The following is a 12,751-nucleotide window of genomic DNA, read 5'->3' on the forward strand; positions in this document are numbered from 1 at the left end:
TGGACGGCTCCCGTTTCGCACAGTCTCGACCAGGAGCCTTCCATGCCAACCTTGCCGGTCCTAGCCGGTTTTGCCATCGGCGCCGTTTTTGGCGTTGTCGGGCTGTTGAGCGGCTTCTGTTTGATGAGCAGTTTGCGCGACTGGTGGACACGGGACGACGGACGGAGAATTCGCAGTTACGCGCTGGCCGTTGCGGTGGCGATCCTCGGGACTCAAGTCGTCGCTGCCGCTGGCCTGATCGACATCACGAAATCGCTTTATCTGCAGCCGTCCTTTTCAGCGCCGTTGATCTTCATCGGTGGAATCCTGTTCGGCCTTGGGATGATGCTGTCCAATGGCTGCGCGTCACGGGCCGTGGTTCTTCTGGGCAAGGGAAATCTCAGGTCGCTCGCCGTGCTCACCATCATCGGCGTCACCGCGCAGATGACCTTGAAGGGGCTTCTGGCCCCGGCGCGGCTGGCGATCCTGCAATGGACGCAGATGACACCGGCAGCGAATTCCATGCCGGCATTGCTCGATCGGCTCGGCCTAAATGGCGGCACCGCCCGGATCGCTGCGGCACTGAGCGTCGGCGGCGTCTTGCTGGTCTTTGCATTGTCGCATCGCGAACTCCGCCGCTCGCCCGGCCAGATGCTGGCGGGTCTCGCCATGGGCTCTCTGGTGGTCGCCGGTTGGCTCGCCACCGGCTGGCTTGGCGCTGATGATTTCGACCCGGTTCCGGTCGCGTCGCTGACATTCATCTCGCCGGTCGCCGACACGCTGCAATTCATCATGCTGTCCACCGGCATGACGCTGAATTTCGGCATCGCGCTGGTCGCGGGCGTCTTGGTCGGCAGCCTGCTCACGGCCTTGCTGACGGGGCGCTTCGCATTCGAAGGATATACATCGGCGGGCCACACGGGGCGTTCGATGGCCGGCGCTGCACTGATGGGGATCGGCGGTGCGATGGCTTATGGATGCTCTGTCGGGCAAGGATTGACCGGCCTATCGACGCTCGCGCTGCCGTCCTTCATCGCAGTGGCTGGTATCCTCGTCGGTGCCGCGCTAGCGCTTCGCGGTTTTGCGGCGCGCCCTGTGTTTGCAGCGCAATAACGCGCGAGCAACGCGCGCGCTTCGTTAGTTCAATTGCGCGCGCCTGTGGCGATTGCTAATCAGTCTGGCGATCGTCAGAGGTTTTGCGCGCGATGAATTGGCGACCACTTATCATATTGCTGTCGGTCCTGATGCTCGCATCGCCGACACTGCTGGCGTCCCTCGCACATGCAGATCCAGCAAAACAGGGCGCCGCTCCCGACAAGCCTTTTGCCGAACATTTCATCGTTTTGCAGTTGTCAGAATCCGACTCGAAAAAGGAACGGCTGGTTCTCAGCGTGGCCAGCAATGTCCTCAAAGCCTACGGGCCCGACAAGGTGGCTGTCGAAGTCGTCGCTTTCGGCCCCGGGATCGATTTGCTGCGCGAGCAGAACGAACATCGCGCCTTGGTCGACAGTTTGGTGAGCCAGGGCGTGCGCTTTGCGGTGTGCGGCAATACGCTGGATACCATCGAACGCGAGACCGGCAGGCGTCCGGCGTTGAATCCGCATGCGATCGAAGTGCAGGTCGGCGTCGGCCATATGCTGGAATTGGCCGAGCGCGGCTTTACGATTGTACGTCCTTGAAACGGAGTTCTCAGATGCGATCGATACTCGGCGTCATTGCGATGATCTGGTTTGCCGCGGTCGCATGGACCGCTCATGCCGCCGATGCCAAGGAGCATCGCGTCGCCATCCAGGTCAATCAAAACGATCCGGCAGTTATGAATCTGGCGCTCAACAACGCCACCAATGTCATGGAATTCTACAAGGCCAAGGGCGAGACGGTGCAGGTCGAGATCGTCACCTTCGGTCCGGGCCTGCATATGCTCCGGGATGACACCTCGCCGGTGAAGGATCGCATCAAGCAGATTGTCGATGCCAGCTTTCCGTCCAACATCAAGTTTCTCGCCTGCGGCAATACCAAGGACGGCATGGAGAAGCGGGAGGGCAAGGCAATCAGCGTGATCTCAGACGCCACAGTGGTGCCGTCCGGCGCCGTGCGGCTGATCGAGCTGCAGGAAGCCGGCTGGAGCTATCTCAAGCCCTGACGATTCTCACTTCGATGGCGGTGCCTTGCGCGCTAGCAGCATCCAGTTGCGCTGGATGATGTCGCGGGGCGAGCCATCGACCAGGATCGCAATGCCGATCCGTGCACCCACGACGATCCCCGCCAGGGCAATCGGCCAGGACAGCGCAAGCAATGATCCGGCCGTGATGCCCTGACCGATGGTGCAGCCGCCCGCCAGAATGCCGCCGACACCCATCAGGCAGGCGCCGAGCAGATGACGGCGCATCTCGTGATCGTCGTCGAAAGCCTCCCAGCGCAGTTCGGCGGCATGCCATGCCGCGAGCCATGCGCCGGCGATGACGCCGAACACGGTGCCGACGCCGAAATCCGCAAAATTCGCGACATTCAGCACCCCGGCATAGAGCGCTTTTCCGACCGTCGAGACGAATGTCAGGCTCTGCGGGCGAGGCGGGCCGGCGAAGTCGTCGGCCAGGCCGACGGTCGCGATCCAGCCGGCGACGATCAGCAGGCCGAGGGTTACGCCGGCCGTCAGCAAGCGCGGTGCGCGGCGCAAACGCTTGTCGGTGAGCGCGAGCCAGCACAGGCTTCCGCCGAGCAGCACGGCGAGCGGCAGTCGGAGATCGCTGCCAGTGGCCTCGGCCAGCAAGGACGCGAAGTCGGAGCGAATGCCGTCCGGCATCTGGATCGAAAGCTGTTCGAGCACGCTGATGCGCAGGTCGGCGAACAGGCCGCGCAGCGTTGCGTAGGCGGTTGCGCCAAGCACGAGAATGACGACCAGGCTCTTGAGATCGCCGGTGCCGAACCGCACCAGCGAGCCGAAGCCGCACGTCCCGACCATCGCCATGCCGATACCGAACATGAGGCTGCCGATGACGATGGCGACGAGGGGCAAAGCGGGCGGAACGAACGTCGTCAGTTCGGGCGAGAGGAAGCCGGTCAGCACCAGCGCCTGGGTGCCGAGGATCGCAATGCCCAGCGCGAGACCGAAGACTTTCAGCCGACGCGCATCGCCGCCGATCAGAGCATCCTCGATCGCGCCGAATGTGCAGAGGCGGGCGCGCTGCACGGCAAAGCCCGCAACGACGCCGATGGCAAAACCAGCAAGCGCAGATAACCAGGCAGACACACTCTGCATGGGCTTCCTCCTGATGCGAAGCGGGCCAGCCTTACGGGCCGTCCGCCTCCGCCTGCCAGTTCGGCGGCGTTATTTTTTCTTGGTCGGCGCCGGCGTGGCGCAGAAGATATCGTAGATGACCGAGATGACGCGTCGCACATCGTCACTGGCCAGGCTGTAATAGATCGTCTTGCCGTCGCGGCGGGTATCGACCATGCCGTCATAGCGCAGACGCGCGAGCTGCTGCGACACAGCGGACTGCCGCAGCGACAGGATGTTTTCGAGCTCCGACACCGAGCGTTCGCGCTCGGCCAGCAGGCAAAGCAGCAGCAGCCGGTTTTCGTGCGAGATCGCCTTGAGGAAATTGCTGGCCGTGCGCGCCTTGCGCATCAGCTGGTCGAGTTCGGGAGAATACTCCGCGCCGTCGCGCAATTCGTCTTCGAGTTCAGATGAGATGATGGAAGCCATAGGAGGCGCGGATCCCGCGAAAGTTGAGAGCTTCAGGAACGATTGGCGTTGGGCTGCGAGGTCGTCAGTCTGGCGGCATACTTTCCGAGCAGGCCCCAGAAGGATTCGTCATTCATGTAACCGGTAATGCGGCCGATCTCGTGGCCGTCATCGACGATCACGAAGGTCGGCGTGAAGCGCACCGGCGATGCCAGCGTGAAGCCGGGTTCTTGTCGTGATCCATGTTGATGCGGCGCAACGGAAGCAGCTTCGCCTCGTCGGTCTTGTCATAGCCGGGCGCGATCTCGCGATTCCAGCGCGCGCACCAGGCGCAGCCGTCACGCTCGAACATCACAAGCTCCGATGCCTCGACCATTCCCGCCGGCAGCACCGTGGCCAGCAACAACAAAGCGGCAATCAACGCGTTTTTCAGAGCCAATCTCGACGTCATGTGTTACATATAGACGAATTTGAATATTTATACCAGTGCCGGGGCTGCCGTGCTGTCATCGATCTCGTTGTTTGGAGCACTCGGCGCGGGACTGCTGTCGTTCCTGTCGCCTTGCGTCCTGCCGCTGGTGCCGCCCTATCTGTGCTTTCTGGCCGGCGTCAGTCTGGACGAACTGACCGATTCCGATGAGCAGATTGGCTGGAAGCCGAATATGCGCGTCGTCGCGCTATCATTTGCATTCGTGCTGGGCTTCGCGACGGTGTTCGTCGCGCTCGGTGCATCGGCGTCTTTCATCGGCAAGGCCATCACTGCGCATTTCGAGACGCTCGGTATCATTGCCGGCATACTCATCGTCGTTCTTGGGCTTCACTTTCTCGGTGTCTTCAGGATCGGGCTTCTGTTTCGCGAAGCGCGGTTTCAAACGGCGCGCAAGCCGGCAGGTTTTCTCGGCGCTTACCTGGTCGGCCTGGCCTTCGCCTTCGGATGGACGCCGTGCGTGGGGCCGGTATTGGCTGCGATCCTGATGGTGGCCGGTGCCGAAGGGGCTCCGGCGCAGGGCGCGTTGATGCTCGCAGCCTATGCGTTAGGGATTGGTATCCCTTTCATGCTGGCCTCGCTGTTCTCGGGGCCGTTCATGCGACTGATGGCGCGGCTGCGCAGCCACATGCCTGTCATCGAAAAGACGATCGGCGGCGGCCTTGTCCTGACAGGGATTCTGTTTTTGACTGGCAGCATGCCGCGGATTGCAGGCTGGATGCTGGAGACTTTTCCAGCTTTCGGCACTCTTGGTTGAAGCGGATCGGAGGATCGGATGTCCAGGACGAATGGCGCGATGACCCGGCGGCATGCGCTCGCCACCATCGGTATCGGCATTGCCACGTTGCGGGCGATGCCGGCATCAGCGAAAGCGACGCTCGGCGACGACGGCCTCTATCACATGGATTGGTATCTCGAGAGCTTCCTCGACGTCGCCGAGGATCTTGCGGGCGCAACCGCCAAGGGCAAACGCTTCGCGATCATGTGGGGGCTAAAGGGATGTCCCTCCTGCAAGCGCATGCACGAAGTCCATATGCTCGATGCGAAAATCGAAACCTATATCCGCGACAATTTCGAGATACTCCATCTCAATCACATCGGTGCGCGCGAGGTGACGGATTTCGACGGTCGCAAGCGCGGTGAAAAGGCGTTCGGCGAAGCCTATGGCATCCGCTTCACGCCGACGATCCAGTTCTTTCCCGAAACTGTCGCAGGTCTCGCTGGCAAGAATGGACAGGCGCGGGAAGTCGCTCGCATGCCCGGCTTGCTTGAGCCCACGGAATTTCTCGCGATGTTTCGTTACGTGCGCGAGAAGGGCTATGAGACGGCGACATTCCCGGAATGGCTGAAGAAGCAGGCGTAGCGCGATACGCCTGCGGATAAAGCCCGATCAGAAATCGAGCTTGTCCTGGATTGCGGCGATGCCTGCTTTTGCGCAGGCTTCATCCGCATCGCCGCCCGGCGCACCGGATACGCCGATTGCACCGAGCGTCGCGCCGCCGCCTTCGATCATGACGCCGCCGCCGATGATCACCACATTCGGCAGATCACGCAGGCCCGCCTGCATCATGCCGGGCTGGCTGATGGCGTTGAGCTCGGTCGTGCTGTTGCGGAACGTCGCCGATGTCCAGGCCTTGCCGGTCGCAGTCGGCGGTGTGTGCGGACCGGCGAACCGGTCGCGCAACAGAACCTGCGGCGTGCCGAAGCGATCGACCACTGCGACGGCCACCTGATAGCCGCGCTTCTGGCAGTCCTTCAAAGCGGCGCGCGCAGCGTCGAGTGCCAGCTCAAGCCCGAGAGACTTGTAGGTGACCACCGTTTCTTCCGCGCGCGCCGTGGAGGATAGAGCGACCGACAGGGCAATGGCGGCCCAGAGGGTTTTCATCGTCATGTCGATCGTCTCCCGTTCCTGTCTACTTGTTGATCGGCGATTCCGGATCGAACAGGAACGCCACGATGTCCTTGATCTGCTGCTCGCTCAGCACCTTGTTGACGCCGAAGCGCGGCATGTTCGAGCAGGCAAGGACGGCCTGTGAGTTATAGACCTTGGTGTAGGCATTCTTGATTTCTTCCGGATCGAATTTGCGATCCTTGCCGTAATTCGTCAGGCTCGGCCCCAGCGTGCCGAAGCTGACTTCCTTCTGCTCCATCTGATGGCAGGCATAGCAATTGCCGCCGCTCACGGTGTCCGGCGGATCAGAGAACTGGCCGCCGCGGCCGTTATTGGCGATTTTCGCGCCTTCCTTCCAGTTGCCGAGGAACTTGCCATCCGCGGGATACACGACGCGGGCGAGTTCGCGCGCGACGATCTTGTCGGCCTCTGCACTCGGAACATTGTTGTGATAGGCGTTGCAGGCCTTCAGCGTTTCATCCGGTTCGATCCGCGCCTGCCATTCCGGCGGGGCCTTGCCGAAGGTCGATTTCATGTAGCGATCGACAAGGGCCGGATCCGGCGCCTTGACCGCGGTCTGCGCCGTGGCGGCCGTCATCCATGAGCCTGCGACAAGCACGAGCGCGGCGAGGGTGAGTGAGCGTTTCATCTCGGGCTCCTTATCGCTTGATCGACGGCACATTGAGTTCGCCGGCCGATGCTTGTTTCTGCAGGAAGACGGTGAGGGCGGTAATGGCATCGGAGCCATATTCCGGCACGGGCCAGCGCTGCTGACGGAAGCAATCCCACAGGCGATGCTGCATCGTGCGCAGCGCGCCTTGCGAAACGCGATAGGTCGGCCAGCCGCCCATGGTTTCCTGCGCAGGCTTGCCGGGCTTCGAGAAGTTCGGCAGCCCCTGCAGACGAATGCGCTTGCCTTCGTCGGCGTGACAGGTGGCGCAGGAGAAGTCGTTGACGCCGCCGCGGCGATAAAACAGCGCCTCGCCGACCGCGAGCATTTCCTGTTCCTTGGCGTGGGCGACGGGGATGTCGATCTTCATGCCGTTCGACTTGTTGGCGATGAAGGCGACGAGATCTTCCATGTCGGAGGCGCGGCCCGGTCCGGAGAAACGCCGTGCGATGACGTCCTTGGTATCAAGACCCTGGAGGTTCTGCATGCACCAAAGCAGCCGCTGCTCGAGGTCCATGACCTTGTCGGCATCGGCAAAGTAGCGCGGCAGTTTTGCGAAGGCGCCTTCGAGCTTTCCTGCGCCGAGGCCGAGGTCGCATTTTTCCAGCGAGACGTTCTTGGTGCCGCGGGCTTCGCTCCATAGCGCCTCGCCGCGATCGACGGCGAGGTAGCCCGGATTGGACATCGGATCGGAGATCATCTCGCGATAACGCTCGATCTCTTTCTCACTGGCGTCCTGCGCGTTGGCACTGAGCCCGATCGCACAGAATGCCAGTACGGCCGCTGCCGCTGACCAGATGGCGGTTGTCCTCATCTATCCCCTCCCACACAAGCCGTCTTTGCGGCGTTCGTGCATTTCACATCTTTACATTCAAGAAAAAGAATATAATGATATGTGCAGATAAGATAGATCAGACTTGCAATCGTCAAGCGATACTATCGTAAAGGGATCATTCAAATCCCGCAGGAGGATGTGCTCATGGTTTCGAAGTCGGTCGAACTGACCCGTCGCAATACGCTGGCAATGGTTGGCATTGCCGGGCTTGCAGCAATCCTGGCGCCGCGGCTTTCATTTGCAGACGAGAAGATGGTCGCTGCAGAAATCAAGAAGCTGTATGGCGACAAGACGTTCGAGAGCGGCAAGATCAAGCTCGACGTTCCCGAAATTGCCGAGAACGGCCTCGTCGTTCCCATCAATGTCGAAATCGAAAGCCCGATGACCGATGCCGACTACGTCAAGTCGGTGCATGTGTTCGCCGAAGGCAATCCTTTGCCGGGCGTGGTGAGCTACAAGTTCACGCCGGCCTGCGGCAAGGCGTCGGCCTCCACCCGCATGCGTCTCGCGGAAACCCAGAACATCGTTTGTATCGCCGAAATGTCGAACGGCAAGCTTCACATGGCGAAGGCCAATGTGAAGGTCACGATCGGCGGCTGCGGCGGCTAGTCCCGCAATATTGTTCAAACAACAAACTCATCAGGCGAGGACTTTCCCATGGCAACCAAACCAACCCCGCGCGTTCGTGTCCCTTCCCAGGCGAAGGCCGGCGAAATGATCGAGATCAAGACGCTGATCTCTCATGAAATGGAATCGGGCCAGCGCAAGGATGCGTCCGGCAAGATCGTGCCGCGCAAGATCATCAACAAGTTCACCGCCGCTTTCAACGGCAAGATGGTGTTCGAGGCCGACTGGAATCCTGCCATCTCGGCCAATCCATATCAGTCCTTCTTCTACAAGGCCTCGGAGTCCGGCGAGTTCACCTTCACCTGGAAGGATGACGACGGCTCCGATTATGTCGCGACCAACAAGTTGACCGTGGCCTGACGTTCTTCTGAACATTCACCCTTCCGGTTGGAAGGGATCATAGGTGACTCATGATATCGAGGCGGGATTTCCTGCAAGCGACGGCGGCTGCGTCGGCGCTGACGATCGGTGGCGGCCTTGGCCCGCTCGGTCGGGCTGCGGCACAGCAGCGTCTGACCCAGGCCGATATCCTGCGGTTCGACCCGCTGGGCACGGTGACGATTCTGTATGTCGCCGATATCCACGCGCAGTTGATGCCGCTGCATTTTCGCGAACCTTCGGTCAATCTCGGCGTCGGCGACGCCAAGGGCAAGCCGCCGCATCTGACCGACGACCAGTTCCGGAAATACTTCAAGATCGCGGCAGGCTCGGCGGATGCCTTCGCACTGACGGCCGACGACTTCACGGCGCTCGCCAAGAATTATGGCCGCATGGGCGGCATGGATCGCATTGCCACGCTGATCAGCGCCGTGCGTGCCGAACGCGGCGACGACAAGGTGCTGTTGCTGGATGGCGGCGATACCTGGCAGGGCAGCTGGACGTCGCTGCAGACCAAGGCGCAGGACATGATCGACGTGATGTCGGCCTTGAAGCTCGACGCCATGGTTGGCCATTGGGAGTTCACCTACGGCGCCGAGCGCGTCAAGCAGGTCGCGGACTCCGCGCCTTTCGCTTTCCTCGCCCAGAATGTGCGCGACAACGAATGGCAGGAGCCTGTCTTCGAAGCGCGCAAGATGTTCGAGCGTGGCGGCGCGAAGATTGCGGTGATCGGCCAAGCGTTGCCGCGGACGGCCGTCGCCAATCCCCGCTGGATGTTCCCGAATTGGGAGTTCGGTATCCGCGAGGAAGATATCCAGAAGCAGGTCGATGAAGCCCGCGCCGCCGGCGCGTCCATCGTCGTGCTGCTCTCGCATAACGGCTTCGATGTCGATCACAAGCTGGCAGGCCGTGTGAAGGGGCTCGATGTCATCCTGACCGCGCATACGCATGACGCGATGCCGGGCCTCATGAAGGTCGGCAACACCGTACTGGTGGCGACGGGATCGCACGGAAAATTCGTGTCGCGCCTCGACATCGAGGTGAAAGACAAGAAGGTCGCCGATGTCAGATTCAAGCTGATGCCGGTGTTCGCCGATGCGATCAAACCCGACCCGGCCATGACGGCGCTGGTCGAGAAGGTGCGTGCGCCGTTCGCCAAAGATCTGGCACGCGAGATCGGCAAGACGGATTCGCTGCTCTATCGCCGCGGCAATTTCAACGGAACCTTCGACGATCTGATCTGCAACGCCATGATGGCGGAGCGCGATGCGGAGATCGTGCTGTCGCCGGGCTTCCGCTGGGGCGGCACGCTCGTTCCGGGTGATGCGATAACCTGGGAGCAGATTACGAACGCGACGGCGATCACCTATCCGAATTGCTATCGCAACCAGATGACGGGCACTCAGATCAAGGAAGTGCTCGAAGACGTCGCCGACAACATCTTTCATCCCGATCCGTATTTCCAGGGCGGCGGCGACATGGTCCGCATGGGTGGCATGGGCTACGCGATCGATATCTCCAAGCCAATGGGCTCGCGCATCTCGGCGATGACGCATCTGAAATCTGGCAAGCCGATCGAGGCGAGCAAGACCTACACGGTCTCCGGCTGGGCCAGCATCAACGAAAACACGCAGGGACCGCCGATCTGGGATGTGGTGGCCGCGCATGTGGCGAAGGTCTCGAACGTGAAGATCGAGCCGAACACGGCGGTCAAGGTGACGGGCGCCTGATCCAGGCGCCATCAAACGTGCAGAGACAAGGGAAGCTTGCCGCATGACTGATCTAACCTCAGGGAAAACGCTCAACCGCCGCCGCTTTCTCGGCGCGGCCGGTTTGGCTGGCGCCGGCGCGGCGCTGTCAGGCGTTCCCGCAATCGCCGGCGAGACGGCGAAATCCGAAGCGCTGATCACGGACGTGCAGGATTGGCAGCGCTATCTCGGCGAAGGCGTCGATAAGCATCCTTACGGTGTGCCGTCCAAGTTCGAAAAGAACGTGATCCGTCGTGACGTGCCGTGGCTCACGGCATCTGCGGAATCCTCGGTCAATTTCACGCCGCTCCATGAGCTTGACGGCATCATCACGCCATCCGGTCTCTGCTTCGAACGTCATCATGGCGGCGTCGCCGAGATCAATCCGGCAGATCATCGCTTGATGATCAATGGATTGGTGGACAAGCCGCTCGTCTTCACCATGGACGACATCAAGCGGATGCCGCGCGTCAACAAGGTGTATTTCCTCGAATGCGCCGCCAATTCCGGCATGGAATGGCGCGGCAGCCAGCTCAATGGCTGCCAGTTCACGCACGGCATGATCCACAATGTCATGTATACCGGCGTGCCGCTGAAGGTGCTGCTTGATGAAGCCGGGCTGAAGCCGAATGCCAAATGGCTGATGCTGGAAGGCGCGGACTCCTCCGGCATGAACCGCTCGCTCCCGATCGAGAAGGCGCTGAACGACGTCATACTTGCCTTCGCCATGAATGGCGAGGCGCTGCGGCCGGAGCAGGGCTATCCGTTGCGTGCGGTCATTCCCGGCTGGGAAGGCAATCTGTGGGTCAAATGGCTGCGCCGCGTCGAGGCCGGCGACCAGCCATGGCAGACGCGTGAAGAGACGTCGAAATATACGGATCTCCTCGCCAACGGTACGTCGCGCAAACATACATTCGTGATGGATGCGAAATCCGTCGTTACCAATCCGTCGCCGCAGGCGCCGCTGAAGCACAAGGGGCGCAACGTGCTCAGCGGTCTTGCCTGGTCCGGCCGCGGAACGGTCAAGCGCGTCGATGTCTCGCTCGACGGCGGTCGCAACTGGCAGACCGCGCGCATCGACGGCCCCGTCTTCGATAAATCCGTGGTGCGCTTCTATGTCGATTTCGAGTGGAACGGCCAGGAGCTGATGATCCAGTCCCGCGCCATCGATTCCACCGGTTATGTGCAGCCGTCGAAAGACGAGTTGCGCAAGGTACGTGGTGTCAATTCGATCTACCACAATAATGGCATTCAGACCTGGCTGGTGCGTTCAGGCGGGGAGACTGAAAATGTCGAAATCGGCTAGTGCTGTAGCGCTCGTGCTGACGGCCATCCTGCTCGGCAGCATCGCCGGTGAAGGATCGGCACAGCAGGTTGCGAACCGCGAGGTGACTAAGCCCGCTGCGAAACTCGGGCTCGGGCGTCCTGCGACGGCCGATGAGATCGCCGCCTGGGACACGGATGTGCGGGCCGATGGCCGTGGCCTTCCAGAGGGCAAGGGGACGGTGAAGCAGGGCGACGAACTGTTTCAGGAGCGATGCGCATCCTGTCATGGCGAATTCGGACAAGGCGTTGGCCGCTGGCCGGTTCTCGCGGGTGGCGCGGGCACGCTGAAGGCGGACCGGCCGGACAAGACCGTGGGCTCGTTCTGGCCGGATGCATCGACCGTGTTCGACTATATCAAGCGTGCCATGCCCTATGGCAACGCGCAGTCGCTTACCAATGATGAAGTCTACGCATTGACGGCCTACCTGCTCAGCATGAACGATGTCGTCAAGGACGAGAATTTCGAGCTGAGCCACAAGAATTTCACCTCGATCAAGATGCCGAACGCGTCGGCCTTCTTCGAGGATGACCGCGAGACGTCCGAAAAGCAGTTCTGGAACAAGAACCCCTGCATGAAGGATTGCCGGCCCGCGCCGAAAGTCACCGGGCGTGCGATGTCGATCGACGTCACACCCGATGGCAAGTCGGGCCCCAAGGTCGAGTGAGTAGCGCCGCGATCATCTGCGCTGTGCCGTGCAGGAAATGATAATCATCACAACAGAGGTTTGACCAGAATGACATTTCGTTCTTCGCTGCTCGCTGTCTCGCTGATCTTATTCGCCACCGACGCCATGGCGCAGGATGTCGCTGCTGGCGAAAAATCCTTCAACAAATGCCGTGCCTGCCATCAGGTCGGCGAGACCGCGAAGAACACTGTCGGGCCAATCCTCAACGGATTGTTCGGCCGCAAATCGGGCACCGTGGCGGGCTACAATTATTCGGAAGCAAACAAGAGTTCCGGCCTCACCTGGGATGACGCTGTGTTCACCGACTATATCAAGGACCCGAAGGGCAAGATGCCAGGTACCAAGATGAGCTTTGCCGGCATCAAGAACGAGCAGGAGATCAAGGATCTCACCGCGTTTCTTAAGCAGTTTGGTGCGGACGGCAAGAAGGGCGGCTGAG

Annotated in this window: 18 protein-coding genes; 11 read left to right on the plus strand and 7 right to left on the minus strand. The window is 61.1% G+C overall.

Going from position 1 to position 12,751, the window contains the following annotated elements:
• Positions 1 to 42: 42 nt before the first annotated feature.
• The 3 genes from RPMA_RS07635 to RPMA_RS07645 all read left to right on the plus strand — a co-directional run bounded on the left by RPMA_RS07635 (position 43) and on the right by RPMA_RS07645 (position 2,122).
• Positions 43 to 1,092 (plus strand): YeeE/YedE family protein, encoded by a 1,050-nt coding sequence (locus RPMA_RS07635; protein WP_211912254.1) that lies wholly within the window; start codon positions 43 to 45, stop codon positions 1,090 to 1,092.
• 92 nt (positions 1,093 to 1,184) lie between these two features.
• Positions 1,185 to 1,658, plus strand: a complete 474-nt coding sequence (locus RPMA_RS07640) for a DsrE family protein (protein ID WP_408056542.1) — start codon at positions 1,185 to 1,187, stop codon at positions 1,656 to 1,658.
• A gap of 14 nt (positions 1,659 to 1,672) precedes the next feature.
• Positions 1,673 to 2,122, plus strand: a complete 450-nt coding sequence (locus RPMA_RS07645; protein ID WP_211912255.1) for a DsrE family protein — start codon at positions 1,673 to 1,675, stop codon at positions 2,120 to 2,122.
• A 6-nt stretch (positions 2,123 to 2,128) separates the two neighbouring features.
• Here the strand turns inward: RPMA_RS07645 and RPMA_RS07650 are convergent, their stop codons facing one another.
• The 4 genes from RPMA_RS07650 to RPMA_RS28385 all read right to left on the minus strand — a co-directional run bounded on the left by RPMA_RS07650 (position 2,129) and on the right by RPMA_RS28385 (position 4,103).
• Entirely contained in the window at positions 2,129 to 3,238 is a 1,110-nt protein-coding gene (locus tag RPMA_RS07650; protein ID WP_211912256.1) for a YeeE/YedE family protein, read from the minus strand.
• Between the two features lie 69 nt (positions 3,239 to 3,307).
• Positions 3,308 to 3,685 carry an ArsR/SmtB family transcription factor gene (locus tag RPMA_RS07655; RefSeq protein WP_211912257.1) on the minus strand — a complete coding sequence of 126 codons (378 nt, stop codon included), beginning with the start codon at positions 3,683 to 3,685 and terminating at the stop codon, positions 3,308 to 3,310.
• 32 nt (positions 3,686 to 3,717) lie between these two features.
• The gene (locus tag RPMA_RS28380; RefSeq protein ID WP_328516563.1) at positions 3,718 to 3,867 is read right to left on the minus strand and encodes a hypothetical protein; all 150 of its coding nucleotides are present in this window, start codon (positions 3,865 to 3,867) and stop codon (positions 3,718 to 3,720) included.
• A complete protein-coding gene (locus RPMA_RS28385) occupies positions 3,843 to 4,103 on the minus strand; it encodes a hypothetical protein (RefSeq protein WP_328516564.1) in 261 nt (86 codons plus the stop codon). Before RPMA_RS28385 ends, RPMA_RS28380 begins: the two co-directional genes overlap by 25 nt.
• Before the next feature lie 61 nt (positions 4,104 to 4,164).
• Here RPMA_RS28385 and RPMA_RS07665 point away from each other — a divergent pair, with 61 nt between their 5' ends.
• Complete coding sequence (locus tag RPMA_RS07665; protein ID WP_211913532.1) at positions 4,165 to 4,908, plus strand: cytochrome c biogenesis CcdA family protein; 744 nt, start codon at positions 4,165 to 4,167, stop codon at positions 4,906 to 4,908.
• Positions 4,909 to 4,926: 18 nt separating this feature from the next.
• Positions 4,927 to 5,514 carry a SoxW family protein gene (locus tag RPMA_RS07670; RefSeq protein ID WP_211912258.1) on the plus strand — a complete coding sequence of 196 codons (588 nt, stop codon included), beginning with the start codon at positions 4,927 to 4,929 and terminating at the stop codon, positions 5,512 to 5,514.
• A gap of 27 nt (positions 5,515 to 5,541) precedes the next feature.
• On the opposite strand, the gene RPMA_RS07675 is transcribed toward RPMA_RS07670, so the two are convergent.
• From RPMA_RS07675 to soxA, 3 genes are read right to left on the minus strand one after another with little or no spacing between them, the layout of a single operon-like run.
• The gene (locus tag RPMA_RS07675; RefSeq protein ID WP_211912259.1) at positions 5,542 to 6,042 is read right to left on the minus strand and encodes a GlcG/HbpS family heme-binding protein; all 501 of its coding nucleotides are present in this window, start codon (positions 6,040 to 6,042) and stop codon (positions 5,542 to 5,544) included.
• A 22-nt stretch (positions 6,043 to 6,064) separates the two neighbouring features.
• A complete protein-coding gene (gene soxX, locus RPMA_RS07680) occupies positions 6,065 to 6,691 on the minus strand; it encodes a sulfur oxidation c-type cytochrome SoxX (RefSeq protein WP_211912260.1) in 627 nt (208 codons plus the stop codon).
• 10 nt (positions 6,692 to 6,701) lie between these two features.
• Positions 6,702 to 7,526: a sulfur oxidation c-type cytochrome SoxA gene (gene soxA, locus RPMA_RS07685; RefSeq protein WP_211912261.1), complete on the minus strand. Its 825-nt coding sequence runs from the start codon at positions 7,524 to 7,526 to the stop codon at positions 6,702 to 6,704.
• Between the two features lie 165 nt (positions 7,527 to 7,691).
• Here soxA and soxY point away from each other — a divergent pair, with 165 nt between their 5' ends.
• From soxY to RPMA_RS07715, 6 genes are all read left to right on the plus strand, one after another.
• A complete protein-coding gene (gene soxY, locus RPMA_RS07690) occupies positions 7,692 to 8,156 on the plus strand; it encodes a thiosulfate oxidation carrier protein SoxY (RefSeq protein WP_211912262.1) in 465 nt (154 codons plus the stop codon).
• 48 nt (positions 8,157 to 8,204) lie between these two features.
• Positions 8,205 to 8,534 (plus strand): thiosulfate oxidation carrier complex protein SoxZ, encoded by a 330-nt coding sequence (gene soxZ, locus RPMA_RS07695; RefSeq protein ID WP_211912263.1) that lies wholly within the window; start codon positions 8,205 to 8,207, stop codon positions 8,532 to 8,534.
• Positions 8,535 to 8,584: 50 nt separating this feature from the next.
• The gene (gene soxB / locus RPMA_RS07700) at positions 8,585 to 10,282 is read left to right on the plus strand and encodes a thiosulfohydrolase SoxB (protein ID WP_211912264.1); all 1,698 of its coding nucleotides are present in this window, start codon (positions 8,585 to 8,587) and stop codon (positions 10,280 to 10,282) included.
• Positions 10,283 to 10,325: 43 nt separating this feature from the next.
• Positions 10,326 to 11,606 carry a sulfite dehydrogenase gene (gene soxC / locus RPMA_RS07705; RefSeq protein WP_211912265.1) on the plus strand — a complete coding sequence of 427 codons (1,281 nt, stop codon included), beginning with the start codon at positions 10,326 to 10,328 and terminating at the stop codon, positions 11,604 to 11,606.
• On the plus strand, positions 11,590 to 12,291 hold the full coding sequence (locus RPMA_RS07710) for a c-type cytochrome (protein ID WP_211912266.1): 702 nt from the start codon (positions 11,590 to 11,592) through the stop codon (positions 12,289 to 12,291). Before soxC ends, RPMA_RS07710 begins: the two co-directional genes overlap by 17 nt.
• A gap of 69 nt (positions 12,292 to 12,360) precedes the next feature.
• Positions 12,361 to 12,750, plus strand: coding sequence for a c-type cytochrome (locus RPMA_RS07715; RefSeq protein WP_211912267.1), 390 nt, complete (start codon positions 12,361 to 12,363; stop codon positions 12,748 to 12,750).
• Position 12,751 lies beyond the last annotated feature (1 nt).

Origin of the sequence: Tardiphaga alba, from assembly GCF_018279705.1 — a bacterium.
GTDB classification, from domain to species: domain Bacteria; phylum Pseudomonadota; class Alphaproteobacteria; order Rhizobiales; family Xanthobacteraceae; genus Tardiphaga; species Tardiphaga alba.

Excerpts from the sequence above, each read along its gene's own strand:
- RPMA_RS07710 (WP_211912266.1), top strand. The coding sequence starts at position 11,590 with ATGTCGAAATCGGCTAGTGCTGTAGCGCTCGTGCTGACGGCCATCCTG.
- soxA (WP_211912261.1), bottom strand. The coding sequence starts at position 7,526 with ATGAGGACAACCGCCATCTGGTCAGCGGCAGCGGCCGTACTGGCATTC.
- soxX (WP_211912260.1), bottom strand. The coding sequence starts at position 6,691 with ATGAAACGCTCACTCACCCTCGCCGCGCTCGTGCTTGTCGCAGGCTCA.
- RPMA_RS07670 (WP_211912258.1), top strand. The coding sequence starts at position 4,927 with ATGTCCAGGACGAATGGCGCGATGACCCGGCGGCATGCGCTCGCCACC.
- soxB (WP_211912264.1), top strand. The coding sequence starts at position 8,585 with ATGATATCGAGGCGGGATTTCCTGCAAGCGACGGCGGCTGCGTCGGCG.
- soxY (WP_211912262.1), top strand. The coding sequence starts at position 7,692 with ATGGTTTCGAAGTCGGTCGAACTGACCCGTCGCAATACGCTGGCAATG.
- soxC (WP_211912265.1), top strand. The coding sequence starts at position 10,326 with ATGACTGATCTAACCTCAGGGAAAACGCTCAACCGCCGCCGCTTTCTC.
- RPMA_RS07635 (WP_211912254.1), top strand. The coding sequence starts at position 43 with ATGCCAACCTTGCCGGTCCTAGCCGGTTTTGCCATCGGCGCCGTTTTT.
- RPMA_RS07645 (WP_211912255.1), top strand. The coding sequence starts at position 1,673 with ATGCGATCGATACTCGGCGTCATTGCGATGATCTGGTTTGCCGCGGTC.
- soxZ (WP_211912263.1), top strand. The coding sequence starts at position 8,205 with ATGGCAACCAAACCAACCCCGCGCGTTCGTGTCCCTTCCCAGGCGAAG.
- RPMA_RS07640 (WP_408056542.1), top strand. The coding sequence starts at position 1,185 with ATGAATTGGCGACCACTTATCATATTGCTGTCGGTCCTGATGCTCGCA.
- RPMA_RS07655 (WP_211912257.1), bottom strand. The coding sequence starts at position 3,685 with ATGGCTTCCATCATCTCATCTGAACTCGAAGACGAATTGCGCGACGGC.
- RPMA_RS07650 (WP_211912256.1), bottom strand. The coding sequence starts at position 3,238 with ATGCAGAGTGTGTCTGCCTGGTTATCTGCGCTTGCTGGTTTTGCCATC.
- RPMA_RS07675 (WP_211912259.1), bottom strand. The coding sequence starts at position 6,042 with ATGACGATGAAAACCCTCTGGGCCGCCATTGCCCTGTCGGTCGCTCTA.
- RPMA_RS07715 (WP_211912267.1), top strand. The coding sequence starts at position 12,361 with ATGACATTTCGTTCTTCGCTGCTCGCTGTCTCGCTGATCTTATTCGCC.